Raw genomic sequence first — 22,438 nt, 5'->3', positions numbered from 1 at the left:
TTCAACCCTATTTAATTATAATGATATCTACTAGCTATTCTCTAGTAAAAATAAGCATTTTGCTAGAGCCAAGCGGCGAAAATATTGATTAACCGGTTTTAAAGTAATCAAATATGGTATTTTGTTCATAGAAAACAACGCTATCGTTACTTTGTATATTGCATATTAAGTACTTAGAGATAAAATGGAAAAGCTCTATTTTGAAACTAAATACAACAAACTAATTATCAGCCTATATGTTTTGATGTAATAGATAGGTATTTCAGTAGCACGGAAAAGTAGTAGAAAAGCGATGATAGCAATATTTTCTTTCCTGTAACTCAGGTGTTGTAATAACAAGATAGGCTTTGCCAATATTAATGTTGAATGTGCTTGGATGGTATAACTAATTTCCCATAATGTGGCGAATAATAAAGGAATGGAAAAATTATAAATTTGAGGTAATTTGTTTGACCTCAGCTATTACACTTCGACTAGCAAATACGAGCTAATAAACGTGCCCATACAAGGGTAGATATTAAATTCAGGATTAAAAATGAGAAAAATCTGTATAGCGTTATTGTTATTTCTTTGTTCTTGTAGCCATGTACCACAAAATCCACCAAATAGCACCAAAACGCAGTTAGATGAGATAGTTGAAAACTACCATCAATTTGAGGACTTAGCGAGCCCATTTAATCTGCCAGAACCTGGTGGTAACAATGCGAAATTACCAGATTTAAGTCCAGAGAAGTTGGCAGATGATCACCAAAAATTAACTGCTATCTATCAGCAATTATTGACGGTTAATACGACATCATTGCCTCAGTCAAAACTAATCGACCTATCCATCTTAAAATACAGAATCAAAAATCAACTCGACAGTTACATCAACAAAGAACATTACATGCCACTGACGGCAGAATCAGGCTTTCATGCCTACGTCAGTTTTATTAATGGCATGGTAAACATGAAAACGGAGCAAGACTTTATTGATTACATTGCTCGACTAAATCAGATTCCACGATATTTTGCTCAACAGCAAACATGGATGGAAAAAGGAATACAAGAAGGTCGCACACAACCGCAGGTTGTACTGGAAGGGTTTGAAGATTCTATTGCAGCATTTATTAAAGAAGATATTACACAAAGCGTTTATTTTACTCCCTTTAAGTCAATGCCCAGCTATATTCCACAAAGGAAGCAAGAGGCTCTAATACAAGAAGCAAAGTTAGCAATTGCGGACAAAGTGATACCGAGCTACAAGCGCTATTATGAGTTTTTTATTAAACGCTATAAACCCAATGCTAGACAGAATATAGCGGCAACGTCCTTACCTAATGGTAATTCATATTATGAAAATCGAGTCGCACATTATTCAACACTAAACTTAACTTCAGATGAAATCCATCGAATTGGGCTCGCTGAAGTCAAACGTATTCGGGCAGAGATGGAGGCGATTATTGATAAACTGGAGTTTGAAGGCACATTTGCTGATTTTGTTGAATTTCTACGAACAGATCCTCAGTTTTATGCGACAACGCCAGAAAATTTACTAAAAGAAGCCTCATTTATCGCTAAAAAGATGGATGCAAAACTGCCATCTTTATTTAAGACCTTACCACGCACCCCTTATGGCGTTATTGAAGTGCCTGCAAATATAGCCCCTAAGTACACAACAGGTCGTTATTCAGGTCCATCACGAGATGATCAGCCAGGCAATTATTGGGTTAATACATATCGATTAGACCGTCGTCCTTTATATGTTTTGGAAGCTTTAACTTTACATGAAGCAGTACCTGGGCATCATTTACAAGGTTCAATCGCTCGTGAGATGAAGGATGTTCCAAAATTTAGAAACAGAACATATATTTCCGCGTTTGGTGAAGGATGGGGATTATATTCAGAGTACTTAGGCGTTGAAGCCGGGTTTTATCAAGACCCATATAGTGACTTTGGTCGTTTGACCTATGAAATGTGGCGAGCTTGTCGACTAGTGGTTGATACGGGCATGCACGCTAAGGGTTGGTCTCGTGAGAGAGCGATGAATTATTTAGCAAGTAATACAGCTTTATCTCTTCATAATGTTAAAACGGAGATAGACCGATATATTTCATGGCCTGCCCAAGCGCTATCTTACAAATTGGGAGAATTGGCAATCAAGCGATTACGTCAAGAAGCGGAAAGTGCGTTAGCTGAGAAATTTGACATTAGAGAGTTTCACGATCGTATTTTAGAGAATGGTTCAATGCCACTGTCAATGTTGGAACAAGTCATTCGTGACTATATCAAGGCTAAACAAAAAGAGCTGAATGTATAGTTGTTATCAAAGACGCAAAGATGACGATAATTTCGTCATCTTATACACTTTATATCTATTGAAAAAATTAAAGGAGACACGCAAAGAATACCGTGGGAAATGGCGTTAGGAAGTCGCTGAATATAGACAAGCCCCCACTATATCTAAATTTGGCAGTTCCGCCGCCTTAGGTTTCCCCTTAGACCGGTAACTTTGCGTCTCTAGCTTTCACTAGATTTGCCTTTAACGAGCTTTAGTAGCTCACCTGCAGTATAACTTATCGCAAAAAAAAGTAAAATTTATTTTATCTTTGAGCAGTAATCGTTAAGCTACTCTACTAAGTGGCAGCAATTTGCCAGTCAAATGATATAGGAAGTCTTGGTTGATGAATACAATGGCGGACAGGCTAAAATCACTAATATTAGTGTCCTTGCTATTTATTGGCCTATCCCATGCACAGTTACAACCATCAATCGTAGAGTCAAATAGTGGTAAAATTGCTCAATTTTACCAAATGGAAAAACTCGCGCTACCTTTTGATGCTGTGATAAAACTTGCTACACAAGTTGTGCGCAATCGATTGGATTATGATCCCAACACGCTCGCAAAAACCTATGCATTACTTGCTGATATTGCATCAATCAAGGGGGAATCATCACGGGCGTTTCAACTTGCCAGTTTTGGCCTTACTTATAAGCCCATCGCTTCTGAGGTGAAATTGGATTTAAAACTCAACCTTGCTTCTGGGTATTTCTACAATAGTGAATACGAAGCTTTGGTTGAGTACATAGAAGAAGTTGTTACGCTCGCAGAGCGAGAAAATAATCAAGAATACACTGTCATTGCCTTAGCTTATCGCGCCATGGCAAATGCATTTCTAGGCGCTCATGACAAATCTTTAGAGGACTTATTGGCGGTAGAAAAGGTCATTGAATCAAATGAAGCCCTATTTAATTACATTGAACTCTATGAAATATTGGCAAGATCTCAATGTTATTTAGGTAACAGCGAAGTAGCGTTGAGCTTATACGATAAAATTTTAGATAAACGATTTGAAGCCAATAAGTTGGTGGGCATAGAAAGCACCTACGCACAGCTTGCACAAGTTTATTTGAAGGACGCTCAACTTGATGATGCCTATAATGCCTTCTGGGAATCTAAAAACTACGCTATTCAGTTTCAATTGCCGATCAGAGTAGCGTATGCAGAATTAGGCTTAGGAAAAGTGATGATCAAGCAGCAACGTTATGAGAAAGCGTTCAAGTCATTAGTTGAAGCTGAGAGTCTATTTAAGGCACAAAATTTAAATACTCCCTACTTGGATACTTTGATTAATCTAGTTGTTGCAAGCCAAGCAACAGGCAGAGAGCAATTTTCATCGTCATTGCTACTGCAAGCTGAACAAATTGCACAAGTAACACCTGCTGCGCCAGGGCTTGCGCTTCTATATCAGTTACTCGCTAATTACTATGAACAAAACAATCAACCCCAAAAAGCAATAGGGTTTTTAAAGCAGCATATCGTTACTGAAAAACTGGCAATGAGTAAAAAAGCTGTAATTGGCAAACAAACAGCGCATCCTCAACGGGAGCAACAAAGTAAATTTCAGGCTCTTAAAGTGGTAGAAATTAATGAAAATAAGAATAAATTCTCTGGTGAAATATACAGACAGCGTCAACATGTGCTTATGCTAACGGGTCTGTGCTTGCTGTTGATGTTAATTTCAGTGTTTCAATGGTTAAGGTTTCGCTCGCAAAAACTGAATTTTGCTTATGACCAAAATGAACGACCCGAACATGTATTGATGAAGCCAGTTGAAACCAAGCAGCTTTATCATCGGGTTTATAAAAAAGCACGAAAATATGAGTTTCCGCTAAGTGTTGGTTATATCGAAATCAAAAATTGGTCAGATATCGTTTTTAAATACAATAATAAAATAGTTAACGAAGTTGCCAAAACGTTCGCGACTCTAATCAATGAATATGTTGGTGAATTTGATTATGCAGGGCAAATAAATGAAGGTGAATATTTATTGATGTTTCCACACCAATCTTGTGATGAATCAAAAGAAAAAATGGAAAAGCTGGTTGAGGCATTAAAAGTTAGATTTTTTGCCAACTTAGGTGAATTTTCAGTTAATATAGGTTATTCATTAGATGCACCGAGTGTGCAGGATATAGACCCTTATATTTTTCTGTCTAGGTTAAGTGAAACCTAGTAACTATTTTCAATATTAATGAGTATTTATGATTTTTGTATTAATTCTTGTTGTCATTTTCATTTTAGTTAGTATTTATTTCTATTTTCGTGCTGAAAAATTACAACAAGAACTCCGCGTTATTCGTCGTGAATTTACCCAATCTAAGAAAGACAGTAAAGCGATTGCCGACAAAATGGCCTTAGTAGCAAGTCGTCATGAAGAGTTTGCAAAATTTCGTTTGAAATTAATTCAAGAATGCAAATTGGCGAATAAGGTTGAATTAGAAAAACAAATTCAGTTTATTGCTCCGCTAATTAATAATTATGGCGCTATTTTTAGAGCATGCTCATCGTCAAAAGATCAACTCAAACCAATGAGTGAAAAATGTTTTGAAGGGTTAAATCCTGGCTCTTATAATGGTTTTGTTACCTACATTAATGGTAAAGAAGCACACATAAGAAAAATGTGGTCGAGCAATAATTTAATTGGTTTTATTTCTCTAGTAGAAGCTTTATTAATTGATTTAAATAAAACAGTTGAGTCAATCGAAAAAAAGCAAAATAATACAATGGCGTAATATTTCAATTTACACCATTGATAAATAAAAAAGCACCTTTAAGGTGCTTTTTTATGTTCGAATCTTAACGTTAGGTGCTGTATCTATTTCACCATCCCCGGTGATTGTCGCCGCATTTCCATCACATAATAGAATAGCCACACTGCCACTATTGCTGTTTCTTAAGTAAGCCAAGTCATAACCGAATTGAGTTAAGCTACTTGCAGCAAATTTTTGAGCTAGCGTCAGTTTGTCCCAAAGCAAAGAATAGTCTTGAGCGTTGTGCCGTCTCTCTAAAAGGCTTTCACGTTCTGATAATGCTTGCATTGATGCCTCAGTTTCCCAACTAAAATTATAATGACCCTAATGTCATTATAGCCAACATAGCTAAACTTGGTTATAAATTCAACAAGAATTTAACGCAACTTGATAAAAAATGACAATAATTGAAGTAAAACTGTTTTGAAATTATTACGGAGTTGTTTCGTGGCGTGTGTCAGCATTTATTTGATTTTTATTGTTAAATTTAGTTTGTGATTTCGTATAATTAACTTACGACAAAGTATGGTGACAAATTATGAGTAAAGTATTAGATGACTTATCGTCATTACTAAAACTAGAAACTATTGAAAAAGGAATTTATCGAGGACAAAGTCAAGATTTAGGCTTTAAGGCATTATTTGGTGGTCAAGTACTTGGTCAGGCATTGTCAGCCGCACAAGAAACAGTTGAACCAGACCGACAAGTGCATTCGCTACATTCTTATTTTCTTCGTCCAGGTGATGCATCAAAGCCTGTAGTGTACGAGGTTGAAGAGTTGCGTAATGGGAAAAGTTTTAGTGCTCGACGTGTTCAGGCTATTCAAAATGGCAAAACAATATTTTTTATGAGTGCTTCCTTTCAGGGCGTAGAATCTGGATTTGATCATCAAGATCAAATGCCAAAAGTGAAAGGACCTGACGGCGTGTCATCGTATCAGGATTTTATTGTTGAACACCAAGATGCTATTCCTTTGCATACCCGAGAAAAATTTCTTGCTGAGAAGCCTATCTTGATAAAGCCAATTGAACAGTACAATTGGCTAAAACCACAAGCAACAGATGACAAATTGCATATGTGGATAAAAACTAATGGCGAGTTACCAGATGATCAGCGTATTCATACCTATATGCTTGCTTACACATCAGATTTCCACTTTCTGCCAACCGCGCTGTTTAAACACGGGCAAACTCACTGGCAACCTAATATGCAAATCGCAACCATAGATCATTCAATGTGGTTTCATCGCCCGTTTAGATTTGATGACTGGTTGCTATATGCTATTGATAGCCCGTCTGCTACCAACGGTCGCGGGCTAGTTAAAGGGCAAATATTTAATCGACAGGGTGAACTAGTTGCTTCAACCATGCAAGAAGGTGTGATCAGGTTGCGCTAAATCAGGATAAAATCGAAATAGGCTGGGCAGCTGAAACTCAGCCTTATTTAACTCAATCGTTATTAACTACGATTCCAATCAAAACCTGTTGGATGCTGGAAAATGCGTACACCGAAGTTTGGTGCCATTGCATAAAGGTGATCAAAAATATCTGCTTGTATTCCCTCGTAATTAACCCAGTTCTGATCATTACTGAAAAAATATAATTCTAATGGTATGCCTGTACTTGTGGCTGATAATTGTCTGACCATGCAAGTCATCTGATGTTGTACTTTAGCGTGGCTTTTTAAATATGCTTCGATATATGCCCTAAATGTTCCAATATTTGTTAACTGGCGATGGTTTAATTTGTCGTCAGTAGCGAGTTGATTTTGCACTGCGTATTCATTTAACTCTTGTTGTTTTTGTTCAAGATAAGGCTTAAGTAACCTAATTTCTTTCAACGGCTCAATATCTTCAGCTCGGTAAAAGCAAACACTGCCTATATCAATGATAATTGAGCGTTTTATGCGACGGCCGTTTGATTTAAACATATCGCGCCAGTTTTTGAATGAGCCACTGATCAATGCATAAGTTGGTACAGTGGTTACCGTTCTATCGAAGTTTTGAATTTTAACCGTATTGAGGCCTATTTCTATCACATCACCATCGGCACCGTATTGTGGTAATTCAACCCAGTCGCCAGGTGCTAGCATTTTATTCGCAGAAATTTGAATACTCGCGACTAGCCCTTTGATGGTGTCTTGAAAAACCAATAGCAACACTGCGGTCAGTGCGCCTAAACCACTTAACAAATAAATAGGTGAGCGATCCAAAATAAATGAAATCGCTAAAATAGTCGCAATTAAGTAAATAATCAGTTTAATCACTTGTATGCTGGCGTTTAATGGCAAGTACTTCGCAGTCTCTTTTTGTTGATAGATACTCTGAATTACATTGAGCAGTGCGCTAAGGCAATGTGCAACCTGAAATACCATAACAACTTTCACGGCGGTGGTTAAAAAGATACTGATTGATACTGCGTCTTCAAGTAAATGGGGCACCAAAAATAAAATAACAATACTGGGTGTTAAGCCGGCAATACGGGTGAATATTTGGTGGCTGATCAGCAGATCATCCCACGTATTTTTAGAACGCGTTACAATGCTATTTAGTAGCGCGACAATACGATGCTTAACTAAGTAATAGCTGATGCTGGACGCCAATAAAATTAATACAATGCCCGAAAGTGTTTTGCTTAACGAAAGGTATTGTAGCGGTACGCCCAATTGATTCAGCAATTGTATTAATAAATCATTCACGAAAATTGTTGTCCGTATCTATTTTTGATTATCAACCATATTATCAAGGGTTTCGTCTTTGTCTAACCATAATTGATTTACCCAACGTTGAAAATTCTGCTTAAACGCTTTGTCATTAAAGTAATCACCAATGACGGCTCTATCGATATCTTGCGTTTCAACTCGTACTTCAATGGTTTTGACTTTACCGCTAATAAAGTCAAAAAAGTCAGGAATGCCATCAGGATAGTGAATGGTCACATTGACTATTTTAGTTAAGTGTTCTCCCATGGCGTCCAATACAAAAGCAATGCCACCGGCTTTAGGACGCAGTAGGTGTTTAAAGGGGGATTTTTGTTTAGAGTGTTTTTGTGGCGTGTAACGAGTCCCTTCGATAAAATTCATTACGCTAACCGGCTTGTGTTTAAATTTTTCACATGCTTTGCGCGTGGTTTCAATGTCTGAACCAATCAAGTGTGGATTTTTCTTCAAAAAGCTTTGGCTATATCTTTTCATAAAAGGAAAATCCAAGGCCCACCACGCGATGCCGAGAAAAGGTACATAAATAAGTTCCTTTTTTAAAAAAAATTTTAAAAATGGGATTTTTCCGTGCAATAAACGTTGAAGAACAAGTATATCTACCCAGCTTTGATGATTACTCAAGACTAAGTACCATTGATCTTTGGTTAAGTTTTCGAGCCCCGTTACTTGAAAGTCAACGCGAGTAAAGCCATTTTGAATGCATGTGTTTACCGCAACCCAGTTGCTAGCCATTAGATCCAGCCAATAACTAAAAAATTTCTGCCAGCCTTTAAGAGGTACGATGGCTTTAAGGAATGAACCAATAATAATGGGGGCAAGCCAAAATAATGTATTGACTACGTATAATAAGAAGGAAATTGAGGCCACAATTGGTGCGGGTAACATGCTAAACATAGATTGAAGTCATTCTTTTAATTAAATTTTAATCTGTAACTATTTTATCGAGTTATAACTAGGGATTCATCAGTATTATTTCTATGTCGTCAAATATTATCTATTTCAAGAGTCAATTCAATGGCAAGTAGTCTAATTTTACCAACTCTTCTTGGTTCCTTATACTATCCATATTGCTCAAAAGGGTCTACTAAATGGTACTTTACTTAAGTGTCATCAATAGTCAGTTTTAATCCTTTGACATCAATTATCATTGAAGGACGCATAAAAGAAACTTACCCAGTTATTAATTAAATGAAATCAATGAGAAAACTAGCTAATGCAACGTATGTAGTAGCCTGCTAGTATCATTTATGGATGAACAAATTTGAAACAATTAATTTTTTACTTGTCTATTTTCGTACACTTAATCTGTTTTTTGTTGCCTATTCGTTAACTTGATAGCAAATCTTATCTGAACCAACAGTGAACTTATCTATCAAGGGAAATTTTGTTAGATTTTTCGCACCTAGGTAGTGTCGGAATTGATTTTAATTCGAAAAAACATCTGTTAATCGATTCAATAAGGTTTGTATTGTTTCGCCGGAAATCGTAATAAAACGCCCAAATCTCATTGTTAGGATAAGAAAATTAGTCAGCATATCGAGTTACAATCATAGTTTTACCTGAGTCAACGCAATATCTCGCTCTCTTGTGTAAGTACAAAAATACGACTAATGGACTTCTACCATGATTTTCGTAATAGGAATATTGTATGCAAAAGTTATAAAAACAGACATTTATGCCTAATTATTACCTAAAGTGATTATAAATTTCATTTTAGTTTAAATAAAGTGCCAAAGAGCATTGTACATGGGCGCTTTTTTAGGTCATTCTGACAGGGTCTAATGTTAGGGGGAGACATGAATTTTCAACGGGTTGTCATCAAAGTAGGTAGTGCACTAATTTCACCAACGACACAAGGGTGCAGCGGTAAGTACCTTTTGGCCATTGCGCGCTTTATCACTCAGTGTCATAACGCAGGAAAAGAAGTTATTCTTGTGTCCTCTGGCAGCGTTGCTGCGGGGCGCTCCTTAATACAACACGGCTCACCCAACCCCTCTATCCCCACGAAACAAGCAATGGCTTCTGTCGGCCAAATGAAAATGATGGCAAACTGGCAGCGTTTTTTTGATGAGCCTTGCTCTCAATTATTGATTACACATGGCGATTTAAAAGACCGTCAACGATATATTAATATTAAAAATACACTTCGGATTCTGCTAGCGAATAAGATCATCCCCATCGTCAATGAAAACGATACGGTGGCAACAGATGAGCTTAAAGTTGGGGATAATGATAATTTGGCGGCATTGGTTGCGCTGGTCAGTGAAGCAGATTGTTTACTTATTTTAAGTGATATTGATGGTGTATTTGAACAAGATCCTAGGGTAAATCCTGATGCTAAAATGCTCAAAGAAATAGGTAAAATTGATAACAGCATATATGCGATGGCAGGTACAACACGCAATCATGTGGCAACAGGAGGCATGAAGACGAAAATTCAAGCCGCTGAAAAGGCCACTGAAAACGGCATAGAAACTTACATTATCAATGGCACACGTAGCGACGTATTTGATCGCTTATTAAATGGTAGCAACCCAGGAACGCATTTTGTCGCACAACAAAATGCAATTCGGGCTAAAAAACATTGGTTAAAACACACACTCAAAAGCTGTGGCCAAGTGAAGATAGATCAAGGTGCAGTTGCTGCTTTATTACAAAAAGGTGCGTCGTTATTACCGTCAGGGATCAGCAGAATCTCAGGGGCATTCGCTGCCGGAGAACTGATAGAAATTGTCGATAGTGAGTCTGATCAGATTATCGCACAAGGCATCAGCCAATACAGCTCTCAAAATCTTGGGCAAATCATAGGTTTTCAAAGTGAAGCCATCGACGGCATTTTAGGATATTGCCCTAGCAAAGTGATCATACATCGCGATGATATGGTACTCGTCAATGAAGGAAGTAAATAATGTCCGTACAAACATTTGATATGACAGACATGGCAAAGCAGGCAAAAATTGCCAGTCGTGAAGTGGCGCAGTTAAATACCACACAAAAAAATAGCTTGTTGTTGGCAATGGCCACAGCCATTGAAACGAACAAAGAGCATATCATTGAACAAAACGCTTTGGATCTAACCGCTGGTGAGCAAAAAGGTTTATCCATTGCGATGCTTGATCGTCTAAAGCTTGATGATGATGGAATATCTGGCATCGCTAATGCAATTCGAGAGATAGTGGCTTTAACGGATCCTGTTGGCCATATGGCAGAACTTTCACTACGTCCTAATGGCATTCAAGTGGGGAAAATGCGTATCCCTCTTGGCGTTGTTTCTATGATTTATGAAGCGCGTCCGAATGTAACGGCTGAGTCGGCAGCGCTCTGTATTAAATCAGGTAATGCGGTAGTATTACGTGGGGGCTCAGAAGCAATTAATTCAAACCTTGCTATCGCAAATTGTTTGCATTCAGTGCTATCTGAGTTCGATCTAAACCTTAACATGGTGTCTGTAATTCCAGATACTAGTCGCAGTGTTATTGAACAACTATTAAAGCAGCGTGACTATATTGATTTAGTGATCCCACGTGGCGGTGAAGGGCTTATTCGTTATGTGACGGAACACAGTCAAATACCAGTGATCCAGCACTTTAAAGGTGTTTGTCATTTATTCATTGATAAATTTGCGGATTTAGAAAAAGCTGTATCAATTTTAGTTAATGGTAAAACACAACGCCCTAGTGCCTGTAATGCCATTGAAACGTTATTGGTTCATCAAGATATCGCTGATAGGTTCTTGCCAATGGCAGAAAAAGCGTTAGCTAATAATGCAGTCATTGTTCACGCCTGTGAGCACAGTCAGGGGTATTTTTCAGGGGCAACATTAGCTACGCATGACGATTTTCACGCGGAATATTTAGCGCAAGAGATTGCCATTCGCGTGGTTGATAGTTTTGAACAAGCTATTGAGCATATCAACGAATACACGTCTGATCATACGGAAGTGATTGTTAGCCAAGACACCTCGAGAAGTCAGCAATTTGTTCGTCAAATTAACTCTTCTGTGGTGATGGTTAACGCATCATCGCGATTTTCAGATGGTGGCCAACTTGGGTTAGGTTCAGAAATTGGGATTTCCACCAGTAAATTGCATGCTTATGGTCCAATGGGATTAAGTTCATTGACCACTGAAAAATTCGTTGTTTTTGGTGATGGGCAAGTAAGAGATTAATTGCTTAGCATTCAAAAAGAACCTTCACTTATAAGTCATTTGAGCAAACGAGTTTTATGATTTGCTCTCATAGGTGAACATAAACATACGAGTTTACAAAGCATAGTGTCGACTGCAAGTTGTGGTGCAGGGACATTTCTTACATCAGATCAAATCAAAGCAAGTTTTCTAGTTGAACTACAATGGTGGTTACAGCGTAATTTGTTCTAGGGTGATATCATCCATGAGCATATAAACTGTACCGGCTGTTTTGCGTTCGATCGGTACAGTCCTCATAGTTTGAAAATTGATGAATAGGAATGAGAACGAATGAACCAGTTTAATTTCAAGACGCCATTGCTGGGTTTACAAATGCTCTTTGTTGCTTTTGGTGCCTTGGTTCTTGTGCCATTACTGACCGGATTGGATACCAACGTTGCACTATTTACTGCCGGTGTGGGAACCCTTGTTTTTCAATTGGTAACTAAACGACAAGTGCCAATTTTCTTAGCTTCTTCCTTTGCCTTTATTGCGCCGATTAGCTTTGGTGTCGCCAATTGGGGTATTGCCGCGACAATGTCTGGGCTAATTGCTGCCGGTTTATTGTATGTGCTGTTGAGTTTTGTTGTCGCTTGGCGTGGTAATCAAGCGATCAGTAGAATACTTCCTCCTGTAGTAGTTGCACCGGTCATTATGGTGATTGGGTTAAATCTAGCGCCTGTTGGCGTTAACATGGCGTTAGGAAAAACAGGTGATGGGGCGATGCAGTTGGTCGATATAACCCATGCACTGATCATTTCATTGTCTGCATTATGTACAACTATCGCGATTTCACTTTTAGCCAAAGGCATGTTAAAGCTCGTGCCTATTTTAGGGGGATTGTTGGTTGGTTATATGGTGGCCTTAACACTGGGATATGTGGATTTTGCACCTGTGATTGCAGCTTCTTGGTTCGCCATACCTCACTTTGTCGCACCGCAATTTCATTGGGAAGCCATTTTGTTTATCTTGCCCGTAGCTATTGCCCCGGCTGTGGAACATGTTGGTGATATTATGGCGATATCGAATGTTACCGGGAAAGATTTTCTTAATAAGCCAGGTTTGAAGCGCACATTATTAGGGGATGGATTAGCGACAACTTCTGCGGCTTTATTTGGTGGCCCACCGAATACAACCTATTCAGAAGTAACGGGGGCAGTAGCATTAACGAAGGCGTTTAATCCTGTGATCATGACATGGACTGCGGTGTTTGCGATCGCGTTATCTTTTGTTGGTAAAAGTGGCGCTATTCTTAGCACGGTGCCGGTACCTGTCATGGGCGGCATTATGGTGTTGTTGTTCGGCACTATTGCGGTTATTGGTATGAAAACGCTGGTTAATGCGCAAGTTGATCTAGGCAATAGCAAAAATATGACCATTGTTGCCGTTACTTTAGTCTTTGGCTTGGGTGGAATGCATTTTGATTTTGGCGTGTTTCAACTAAAAGGTATTGCACTAGCTGCTATATCTGCTATTGCTTTAAATCTATTACTACCGAGCCCTAAACACTCTGTCGAAGAATCAGCTCAGTAAAAAGAGGAATAGTCATATATAAAAAAAGCCGCTTTAGCGGCTTTTTTTGGGTTCAACCAATGAGCATTTAGCGCATTATGCGACGTTGCTTTTGTGGTAATGCCTTAAGCCATGTTCTTTTTGTCGATCTGAACTAAACGAAGAGACTCGCTTTAAGTAACCAATAACGCGTGTACCGTGGTCTACGTCTTCACTTCCGCACTTGTTACAGCTTGAGAGAGTACGTTTATCAATAGCTTCACATGCATTACAAATGGTGATTTTTACATTAATACAGAAGTAGTTACAGCCTGTCGTTGCTGCGACATTGAATAACTTTAAATATGCTTCTGCGCTCAGTGGCTCATCCAAGTTTAAGTGTAATGCAGAGCCGCCGTCTAAATATTGCGTGATTTCTTGTCCATGCAAAATGAACTTATCCATTGAGTTGATGTTGTCATCTTCTACGACATAAAAGTAAGAATTGTAGCAGTCGCGTTTTACTTCATAACCGTCTTTTCTGTCCCATTTAGCGTTTTTTACCCCTAAGTTTTCTGCGGGAACAAACTCGGTATTGAACATGTAACCATACTCTGCTTTTGCAACCTTGTTGGCGTCGTAAATCACTTTCAAATTTTCGCTGACAAAAGCTTTGTATGCATCGTTATTCCCAACCGTTAAGCCTTTATATTCAGCCGCTTCGGCCATACCGTTAATGCCAATAGTTAAAAACTGCTTATCAAGAGAAATAAAACCGGCGTCATAAACACTTAATGCGCCATTGGCCAAGTATTCTTCCATTAACTTGCGATAGGCGACTTGGTATTTTTGAATTTTTTCGATTTCAGCTTGTAAGTCACGACCGTCCTGAATCAATCGATTCATGTTGATGGTGATAACATTGATTGATCCAGTGGCTACACCACCAGCACCTAATGTGTATGAGAACGTATTATCTGATATTTCATTACGCAATCGACAACACGAAGCAAGTGAATCAGCACTTTCTGACATATAAATGAAGAATGAGCTACCTTCTGCTTTTTCTTGTGCGAGGTTTTTAGCAAACGCTAGATCTTTACATTGGCCATTTTCCGTCAGCATTGCTGCGGTAACTACGGGGAATGTCAGCACCGCTTTTTCTCGTTCTTGATTGAACCAAGTTAAGAAAAAGCTTTGCAGTGAAGAAACCGTCGACCAATTTGCTTTAGAAAAATCAGGGAAGACAAAGTTTTCGAACATGGAATCAAAATAGAACTGATCAAATAATGAGATGTTCCAAAATACACTTTGATAGCCTCTTGCGGCCGCTGGCTGATTGATCGCGTAAACTACATGCTGCAGGTGGTTTTCGATCAATTTAGTATGCGTAATTAAGTAATCATCACCATAATCTTTACGAGCAAAATAATCAAAGTAAGTTAGAAATTCTACCGATGCGACCGCTCCTGCAAATTGTGCAGAAATAGCAAAAATCAAGTTCACAAATGAACCACAAAATGACTCTATATGTTTAGGCGCTTTTGACTCTCCACCAAGCTTAGTTAAACCGTCCAATAGGAATGGATACATGCTGATAGAAGTGCAATAAGGCTTAATGCTGGTTTCGTCATGAACATAAATTTCGTGATCTTGAATTTGACGTTCATATTCTTGTGCCAACTCTTCAGAAAATACTTCACTGATTTTATTTTTGACTAAGCCACGGTTTACTTGAATGAAACAGTCCTTAAGCAACTCAGCTTCTAACGTTGCAATGTTTTTTTGGGTAACATTGGCATTGGCGTCCATCTTTGAGCCATCGGCGGCATTACTGGCTGAAAAGTATTGTTCTATGAACTGAAGTTTATTATTGATTTGTTGTTCACTAAGCTGCAGCATGTTGTACTCCCTGAGAGTTAAATAAATGATTGAGCGTCTCGCCCGTTTTTACATTCATAAAAACCTGATTTGTTGTGTCGCTGTCTAAACCACCTAATGCAGCATCCCACTTTCCGGTTTTAAGAAAATCTAAATGGTGGCTAATGGATAAGTCTATATACTTTCTGCCAGTATAAAGGCAAGTTTTAAGACCTCTAGATTGAGCTATGCAGAGTAAACTAATGAGTTGACTCGGCTGCCATTCGCCACCAAAAAAAACAACACAAGAGATCAAGTTTTGATATTTGTTTAACCAGTATTCGAAAGTCTCTTCATTTAAGAAAGTGCCGTTTTCTTTTTTCCACAGCTCTGTGCTATGGCAGCCATTACAGCCAATGTCACAGCCAGTAATGCTAAAGCACAAGCTGATTTCACCGGGCACTTCTTGAAATACGATTGAGGGCAATAGTGTGTTGAAAATCATATATGGCACTATATGTTGTGTTTGTTTTAATTTTTAACACAATATATAGATCAAGCAGGCGTGTTGAATTGATTTAGATCAAGCTAGGTTTTTGTTGGTGGGGATTTGCACAGGTCGATAATTAAGCTAGTTTTATTAGATGTAGAGCTGGCGCAGTGATCCTCTAAATCCCTGCGCCAAAATTATTTTTTACTATCTACATCTTAGTGAAGCTAATTGCTGCGTGAGTGAATAAGATGGTCGTTGGACCTTCAAAGCCGGAATCTGTCATGATGCTGAAGTATGCAATACCACGTTCATCAGTTTCAATATTTAATTGACGTTCAAGATCTACCGTATTAAATGGCTTTATCGCATAAACATTTGAATCTGGATTGCAGTCTAACAGTGACTCTTCACCAATATCCCCTAACACAAGACCTTGATTTCCTTCGCTAAAATTATTACCGATATCAAGGTTGATACGATAATGATCATCGCCTTCGATTAACATTTGTGCGGGCTTTTCAAGAGATAAGGCTGTTTTTACTGCAACTGAATGTGGTGCACCGCCAATACCAAAACATTGATTGTTAACATTAGTGGCGATTGAAAGTACAACGTCAGCAACATAAGACGCATTGGCTGCTAAACCTTTAATCGGCTTATTTAACAGCATACCCGTGTCGTCACTGCGGTTGTATGAATGAAGCAAATAACCAGCAATTGTATTTCCACTTGCATCTGCTACTTCAGTTAATGGCGCAGCAGTTAACTCCCATTCAAATTCGCGGCCAATCGGATAATCAAAAAATACCGCTTCTACTGCAGGTTGCGCTACGGAAAAGTCGACGACTTCTTCAAACTGTAACGCGTCCTTTTCTGACTCGACGAAATCAGCATTGAACTCAGTCACATAAATGCTTGTCGGTCCTTCAAAGCCAGAATCTGTTGCGAAGGTGAGCCACAACTTACCTTGTTCGTCTGAAGTGACTTCAAATGTACGATCGGCATTTGAAAATTGTTTAAGGGCATAATCAGGGCTATCAGGAGAGCAATCAACAAGTGTGCTTTCGCCAATATGGCCTAAGGACTGCCCATCTAAACCTTCTTGTACCTGATTGCCAATATCAATATTCATGCGGTAGTGATCAATCTCGTCTACATATAAATCAGGTTGTTGTTTTGATAAGCCGGTTTTTACTGTAACTGCGTGAGGAGCACCACCAATACCAAAGCATTGATCATTAACGTTCGTCGCGATTTCAAGAGAGAAACTAACATCATAGTGAGTATTAGGTTTTAGGTTGTCAATTTGTCGCGTGAGATACATTTTAGTGTCGTCACTACGGTTGTACGAATGTAAGTAATAACCTGTTTTTGCTTCGCCAGATACTAAAGTAAATGACTGATTTTCTAATGCGGTGAGCTCCCACTCGACTTCACCACCTACAGGATAATCAGCAAAACCTGATTGCCATTCTCCGTTTGTGTTTCCTAAATCGTAAGAAACTGAATTTGTATAGTCCTTATCGCTGTCATTACAAGCGGACAACGTGACAGCAATCATTATAGCTGAAACACTTTTTAACCATCTAGTTTTCATGTATTAAACCAAAATAAACTCATTTACAGGAGCTTGCATTATGCATTAAAAAAACAAGTGATCTTGTAACAGTAATGTAAGTCTTAGTCTGGTTTTAAAGGATATAAGGCGGAGTGCAGACTACTTGATTGCAATATGAACTTCTATTTGATCGCCGCTAGGGTAATATTCAAAATCGACCGTATGTAATCGTTGATGATCCGCATTTTCGTTGCTGAAGTAATGCCATACATCTGTCCAAGCATTAATCGCAATATCAGGCATTTTTCCTTGAGCGCAAAACACTAAATATTTCCCTGCTGGAATTATCTGCTTTTCCAAGTTCAGCTTAGGCGGCACTGTTTTTCCATCAAAGCCGGCTAACACTGTAAATTGGCCTAAGTGATTTGACTCATAATCAAAATAAGCGCCATAGACACGCTCACCGCCAACATAGTCAACGGGTACTTCTTGATCAAAATGTTGCCACAATCCCGGAATTCTTCCAGTGCTAGCATTCATTTCAGTAGCATTATCTGTTCTGGTAGAAAAACCATGGATGATGGTTTTGCTGACGATTCTGACTTCCATTGTTGTCCTTTTCTATTTTGACTCATTGCTTAGTGATTTTGGTTTCTTGATCGCTTTGAGTATATCTCGCCAGCTGATAATACCGATGGGGATGTTGTCGTTATCGACAACAGGAATACACGAGATTTTATTGTTCATGAACAAGGTTATTGCGTCATACACATCTTGGCTTTGCTCAATGCTGATTGGCTTTCGGCTCATCACTTGATGCACTTTTCTATTTAACGTTGCTACATCTCGATGTCTTTCTGCTGCTGTGCCAATATGAGGGCTTATCGCTTTTAAAAGATCCCGATCAGAAACCACACCGTAAAGTTTGCTATTTTCCACCACAACTAAGTGATGAAAACTCTTATTGGAAAATATTTCATTTACCAGTGCTAACTTGTCATCTAACTGAACAGTCATTATTGGTGAAGACATGATTGTCGTAACATTCATCAGAATACTCTCTCCATTTAATATTATCTAATGAGTACAACTTAAGAGTCTATCGCGGTGGCATCAAAATTAACATATAAAATCGTTCGTTTTAAATTATCCAATTATTTCGATAGAAAAGATTTCATTCAATGGGTTTAGCATGTAATGAAATTACTGTTATCGCGAAGCGAAGGAGGATGGCGTAGCACTGTTTGTGATATAGATTGGCTTGTTATCGATTGTTAACGAGTAGATAGCAAAAATCCAATAATCACGACAATTATTGGATTTCTCAAACTGAGTATTACTGACTAAAAAGAAACTATTCTTCAGACGTTGTTTCTTTTTGCTCTGCTTGTTCAGTTTGCTCAGTTTTTTTCTCTTCGTGGTTTTGGCCACCACATCCGCCACAACAGCTCATAATAATTCCTCTTATAAATTAATTAGGCCAATCTTATTAAAGATGTATTTCATATGCAACTTCAAACGTGTGCTAAAACGCCTATCTTTTGGCTAAGTCGTGCGTCGTTGATCTAGATTAAGTTTTAATCGGATGATGTTCTCAAACATTACACTCGCGGTTTAGTTAAAATAGGCAAGTAAAGGACGAAAAAGCTCCCGTAGCCAACGACCCAAAAGAACACAGCAGTATTAATCACTTCCATGTAGTCTTCTAACCAGTAACCACCGAAGACTCGAACGACGAACGAAAATATGATCGCGACCAATGCAAAAGTCATCGCTTTGCCAACGATTATTTGTCGGCCAGTATGCCCTAAAGAAACACGAGAGATCATCGATAAAATCATGCTACCCATTGCGCCAACGGTTAGTGTATGAATGGCTTGAGAATGGGTAAACATTGGAGAAATTTCTGATAAGCCGAAAATAATCAGGCCGATAGGAATACACCAATAACTAAAGTGTAGTGACCAAACTAAAGGTGTTCTCAATGTTACCCAAACCTTCCAACGAGCAACACGAATAATATGAAAGAACGCACAACTGAACAGTAATATGGCTTTGATAGCACCACTGATATCTATTACTCCTAAGGTGATGAAAATGACAAAAACGGTGCTGGTAATGGTTGTTGTATCTAACCATTCGATTGTCGCAACACGTGAGGTCTGCGTACCGTTTGCCGTGAACATAGGAAAAACACGCCCGCCCATAATGGTCATAACAAGTGTCACCATCAAAACCATGGCAGTGCTGGCATTAGACATTAGCATTGGATCATTGTTGATAGCCGCAACGTGCATTGCAATATTAGTCGAGGCCATAGCCAATAAAATAGGGATAAACATCAAGTTGCGCCATAGTTTCACTTTAACAATTGGATAGCCCAATGCGATAGCCACAGCAGGTAGAAAAGACACATCTATCACTGCAATAAACCATTGAGGAACTAATGCTGGCATAAAAAATAGCACACGGGCACTGAGCCAAAGCAAAACTAGCCACATCAACTTTTTGCCACTAATACTTGGCACACCAGTCCAATTTTGTACAGCGGTTAAAAGAAATCCTGTAATAATCGCGGTGGCAAAACTAAACAACATTTCATGTATATGCCACCAAAGTGAGCCTCCATATATTGCTGTGCTGATACTGCCATTTAACAGCAGACTCCACATGATTAAGGCGATGACACTAAATAATGCGCCCAATAGAAAGAAGGGCCTAAAGGCTAATTCCAATATGGCGGGTGGGACTGGGGTCGTTGAGCGAGGGTTAATGTTCATGTTGATAATCTCGAAAATTCCAAAGTGGGTATGTAAATGAAGTTGTGGTGCTGGGCTATAACACTTTTACAGCAAGCAACTCATTTAAGGCAGGCGCGTGTTTGTGCCCAATTAAATCGTCCAAATGATACTCATCTAACGTTTCATAAAAACTTTCTAACGCTTTGGCAAAAATACCTTTAAGTTGGCAACTTGGTGTTATTACACATTGATTTGTTGTACCGAAACATTCGACTAATTTGGTTTCATCTTCAAACGCACGAACAAGCTCACCAATGTTGATATCATTGGGCGGTCTATTAAGCTTAATACCGCCATTTTTTCCACGGATCGCGAGCACATAGCCTTTAAGGTTCAGTTGCTGAACTATCTTCATTAAGTGATTTTTTGAAATGTCATAGCTGGTAGCAATGTCATTAATCGTTGCAAGTTTCTCATTATTAACTGCAAGATAAATTAAGACGCGTAACGAATAGTCGGTGTACCTGGTAATATGCATACGATGTTTTGTCATGAACGCTCTAAAGATGTATTTATTTTACATCTTTGTTGTGGCAAAGGGAATGATTTAGTTTGATACTGGTTTCATGTCGGCCGGGTCTAAACTTCAATGCCTTTTATTGGCATTGAAGTTTAGAGGTTATATTGTTACCACCAAGTGACGTATAGCGCTGCAATAATAATCGTCAAGGCAATTGCTGCGGTGTTGAATGTAGTTGATGTAGTGAACTCAATCTCTGCTAAGTTTACGCTTTGTTCTGGGTGTTTTTGAGCAGTGGGAATGAATAATGAAACCGCAACCGCAACAACTAAGCATATTAAAAACACTAGCCCAACACGATCAATAAATGGCAAGCTCGGCCATAATACTTTTAATAACAAAGAAAATACCGCTGAGCCTAACGCGGCCCCTAAAGCGCCATTGGCGTTCATTCTAGGCCAAAATAAACCCAGTAAAAACAGAACAACTATACCCGGTGTAAAGAAGCCGGTGAATTCTTGAATGTATTGAAATGCTTGTTCAAACTGACCCAGCAGCGGTTTAGCTATCAATAATGCCAAGCACAAAGCCAATAAACTCGCCATACGACCAATGTTAACGTAATGGGTTTGCGATTTATTAGGTTTGATACGTTGGTAAATATCTAAGGTAAATATGGTTGATATACTATTCGACATCGATGAAACGGACGAAATGATAGCAGCGACTAGTGCTGCAAAAATGAGTCCTTTTAAACCGACTGGCATCAGTGCCATCATCTGAGGATAGGCTTGATCGGGTGCTGTTAAGTTCGGAATCAGAACCACAGCAGCGATACCGGGTAAGACGACTATAATAGGCATAAGTAATTTCAAGAATGCAGCGAAAACAATACCTTTATGCGCCTCATTGATGTTTTTCGCGGCCAATGCCCGCTGAATAATGTATTGGTTAAAGCCCCAATACGACAAGTTCATCACCCACATACCACCGACTAATACAGAAATTCCCGGTAGGCTCATGTAGTGAGGATTATCTTTAGATAAAATCATGTCGAATTTTTCAGGAGCCAAATTCACTAAACTTTCAAAACCGGCAATAACACCCTGCCCTTGGCCTATTTTATCGAGCGCCAAATAAGACAAAATAATACCACCTAGTACTAATAGAACCACTTGGATAATATCGGTAAAAGCTACAGCTTTTAAACCACCATAGAGTGAATAGGCAACAGAAAACAGTGCTAAGAACAACATACCAAAAACAATATCTACACCCGTCATCGCGGCAATAGCTAAGCCACCTAGCCATAAAATACTGGATAAATTAACGAAGACATAAACCCCCAGCCAGAAAATCGCCATGACTGTTTTAACCCGAGCATCAAAACGTTGCTCTAAAAACTGGGGCATTGAGTAAATTTTTTGCTTTAAAAATATGGGTAAGAAGTACTTTCCTACAATCAATAATGTTATTGCCGCCATCCATTCGTAACTAGCTATGGCCAAACCAATGGCATAGCCTGAGCCAGACATGCCGATTATTTGCTCTGCTGAAATATTAGCAGCAATTAAAGAAGCGCCAATCGCCCACCACGGAAGTGACTTGCTGGCGAGGAAATAATCACCGGTATTTCGTTCATGATTTTTCTCATTACGTGAAATCCAAAGTGCGGCAATTAGCAGCCCGATCACGTAAAAGACAAATATGGTTAAATCTATACTACTTAACGTCATTGAAAATTACCTTTTTATTATTGTTCTTACTTAGATTTAGATGCTCGCCGGAAGGAAACCCC

The 22,438-nt window shown here is 38.8% G+C and carries 18 protein-coding genes and 1 riboswitch; of the genes, 7 read left to right on the top strand and 11 right to left on the bottom strand.

Going from position 1 to position 22,438, the window contains the following annotated elements:
* The first annotated feature begins 535 nt into the window (after positions 1-535).
* The 3 genes from QUE03_RS18815 (at position 536) to QUE03_RS18805 (ending at position 5,055) form a co-directional block, all read left to right on the top strand.
* Complete coding sequence (locus QUE03_RS18815; RefSeq protein ID WP_286263510.1) at positions 536-2,299, top strand: DUF885 domain-containing protein; 1,764 nt, start codon at positions 536-538, stop codon at positions 2,297-2,299.
* A 148-nt stretch (positions 2,300-2,447) separates the two neighbouring features.
* A riboswitch (cyclic di-GMP riboswitch) is annotated at positions 2,448-2,530 on the bottom strand.
* Positions 2,531-2,663: 133 nt separating this feature from the next.
* Positions 2,664-4,496, top strand: coding sequence for a tetratricopeptide repeat protein (locus tag QUE03_RS18810; protein WP_286263509.1), 1,833 nt, complete (start codon positions 2,664-2,666; stop codon positions 4,494-4,496).
* A 28-nt stretch (positions 4,497-4,524) separates the two neighbouring features.
* Complete coding sequence (locus QUE03_RS18805) at positions 4,525-5,055, top strand: hypothetical protein (protein ID WP_286263508.1); 531 nt, start codon at positions 4,525-4,527, stop codon at positions 5,053-5,055.
* A 51-nt stretch (positions 5,056-5,106) separates the two neighbouring features.
* Here the strand turns inward: QUE03_RS18805 and QUE03_RS18800 are convergent, their stop codons facing one another.
* Positions 5,107-5,361, bottom strand: a complete 255-nt coding sequence (locus QUE03_RS18800; RefSeq protein ID WP_286263507.1) for a hypothetical protein — start codon at positions 5,359-5,361, stop codon at positions 5,107-5,109.
* A gap of 250 nt (positions 5,362-5,611) precedes the next feature.
* Here QUE03_RS18800 and tesB point away from each other — a divergent pair, with 250 nt between their 5' ends.
* Complete coding sequence (tesB, locus tag QUE03_RS18795) at positions 5,612-6,469, top strand: acyl-CoA thioesterase II (RefSeq protein WP_286263506.1); 858 nt, start codon at positions 5,612-5,614, stop codon at positions 6,467-6,469.
* A gap of 62 nt (positions 6,470-6,531) precedes the next feature.
* Here the strand turns inward: tesB and QUE03_RS18790 are convergent, their stop codons facing one another.
* Together QUE03_RS18790 and yihG are read right to left on the bottom strand one after the other, a co-directional pair.
* The gene (locus tag QUE03_RS18790) at positions 6,532-7,770 is read right to left on the bottom strand and encodes a mechanosensitive ion channel family protein (RefSeq protein WP_286263505.1); all 1,239 of its coding nucleotides are present in this window, start codon (positions 7,768-7,770) and stop codon (positions 6,532-6,534) included.
* An 18-nt stretch (positions 7,771-7,788) separates the two neighbouring features.
* Positions 7,789-8,685, bottom strand: a complete 897-nt coding sequence (gene yihG / locus QUE03_RS18785) for a 1-acylglycerol-3-phosphate O-acyltransferase, YihG family (protein WP_286263504.1) — start codon at positions 8,683-8,685, stop codon at positions 7,789-7,791.
* 902 nt (positions 8,686-9,587) lie between these two features.
* Between yihG and proB the strand changes: the two genes are divergently transcribed.
* The 3 genes from proB (at position 9,588) to QUE03_RS18770 (ending at position 13,510) form a co-directional block, all read left to right on the top strand.
* Positions 9,588-10,700 carry a glutamate 5-kinase gene (gene proB, locus QUE03_RS18780; protein WP_286263503.1) on the top strand — a complete coding sequence of 371 codons (1,113 nt, stop codon included), beginning with the start codon at positions 9,588-9,590 and terminating at the stop codon, positions 10,698-10,700.
* The gene (locus QUE03_RS18775) at positions 10,700-11,959 is read left to right on the top strand and encodes a glutamate-5-semialdehyde dehydrogenase (protein ID WP_286263502.1); all 1,260 of its coding nucleotides are present in this window, start codon (positions 10,700-10,702) and stop codon (positions 11,957-11,959) included. The genes proB and QUE03_RS18775 overlap by 1 nt, the downstream gene beginning before the upstream one ends.
* A 309-nt stretch (positions 11,960-12,268) precedes the next feature.
* Entirely contained in the window at positions 12,269-13,510 is a 1,242-nt protein-coding gene (locus QUE03_RS18770; RefSeq protein ID WP_286263501.1) for a uracil-xanthine permease family protein, read from the top strand.
* 75 nt (positions 13,511-13,585) lie between these two features.
* On the opposite strand, the gene nrdD is transcribed toward QUE03_RS18770, so the two are convergent.
* From nrdD to QUE03_RS18730, 8 genes are all read right to left on the bottom strand, one after another.
* Positions 13,586-15,370, bottom strand: a complete 1,785-nt coding sequence (gene nrdD, locus QUE03_RS18765) for an anaerobic ribonucleoside-triphosphate reductase (RefSeq protein WP_286263500.1) — start codon at positions 15,368-15,370, stop codon at positions 13,586-13,588.
* Complete coding sequence (gene nrdG / locus QUE03_RS18760) at positions 15,357-15,833, bottom strand: anaerobic ribonucleoside-triphosphate reductase activating protein (protein ID WP_286263499.1); 477 nt, start codon at positions 15,831-15,833, stop codon at positions 15,357-15,359. Before nrdG ends, nrdD begins: the two co-directional genes overlap by 14 nt.
* A gap of 196 nt (positions 15,834-16,029) precedes the next feature.
* Entirely contained in the window at positions 16,030-17,418 is a 1,389-nt protein-coding gene (locus QUE03_RS18755) for a hypothetical protein (RefSeq protein WP_286263498.1), read from the bottom strand.
* 120 nt (positions 17,419-17,538) lie between these two features.
* Positions 17,539-17,988, bottom strand: a complete 450-nt coding sequence (locus tag QUE03_RS18750; protein ID WP_286263497.1) for a GyrI-like domain-containing protein — start codon at positions 17,986-17,988, stop codon at positions 17,539-17,541.
* 12 nt (positions 17,989-18,000) lie between these two features.
* Entirely contained in the window at positions 18,001-18,429 is a 429-nt protein-coding gene (locus tag QUE03_RS18745; protein ID WP_286263496.1) for a CBS domain-containing protein, read from the bottom strand.
* A 551-nt stretch (positions 18,430-18,980) separates the two neighbouring features.
* Positions 18,981-20,159, bottom strand: a complete 1,179-nt coding sequence (locus QUE03_RS18740) for an NnrS family protein (RefSeq protein ID WP_286263495.1) — start codon at positions 20,157-20,159, stop codon at positions 18,981-18,983.
* Positions 20,160-20,214: 55 nt separating this feature from the next.
* A complete protein-coding gene (locus QUE03_RS18735) occupies positions 20,215-20,673 on the bottom strand; it encodes an RrF2 family transcriptional regulator (RefSeq protein ID WP_286263494.1) in 459 nt (152 codons plus the stop codon).
* A gap of 134 nt (positions 20,674-20,807) precedes the next feature.
* On the bottom strand, positions 20,808-22,376 hold the full coding sequence (locus QUE03_RS18730) for a sodium:solute symporter family transporter (protein WP_286263493.1): 1,569 nt from the start codon (positions 22,374-22,376) through the stop codon (positions 20,808-20,810).
* Positions 22,377-22,438: the final 62 nt, after the last annotated feature.

The organism is Thalassotalea atypica, from assembly GCF_030295975.1.
In the GTDB taxonomy this organism is placed as follows: Bacteria; Pseudomonadota; Gammaproteobacteria; order Enterobacterales; family Alteromonadaceae; genus Thalassotalea_F; species Thalassotalea_F atypica.
The sequence above is the reverse complement of the archived record's forward strand: the minus strand, read 5'-3'. Positions and strand labels throughout refer to the sequence as shown.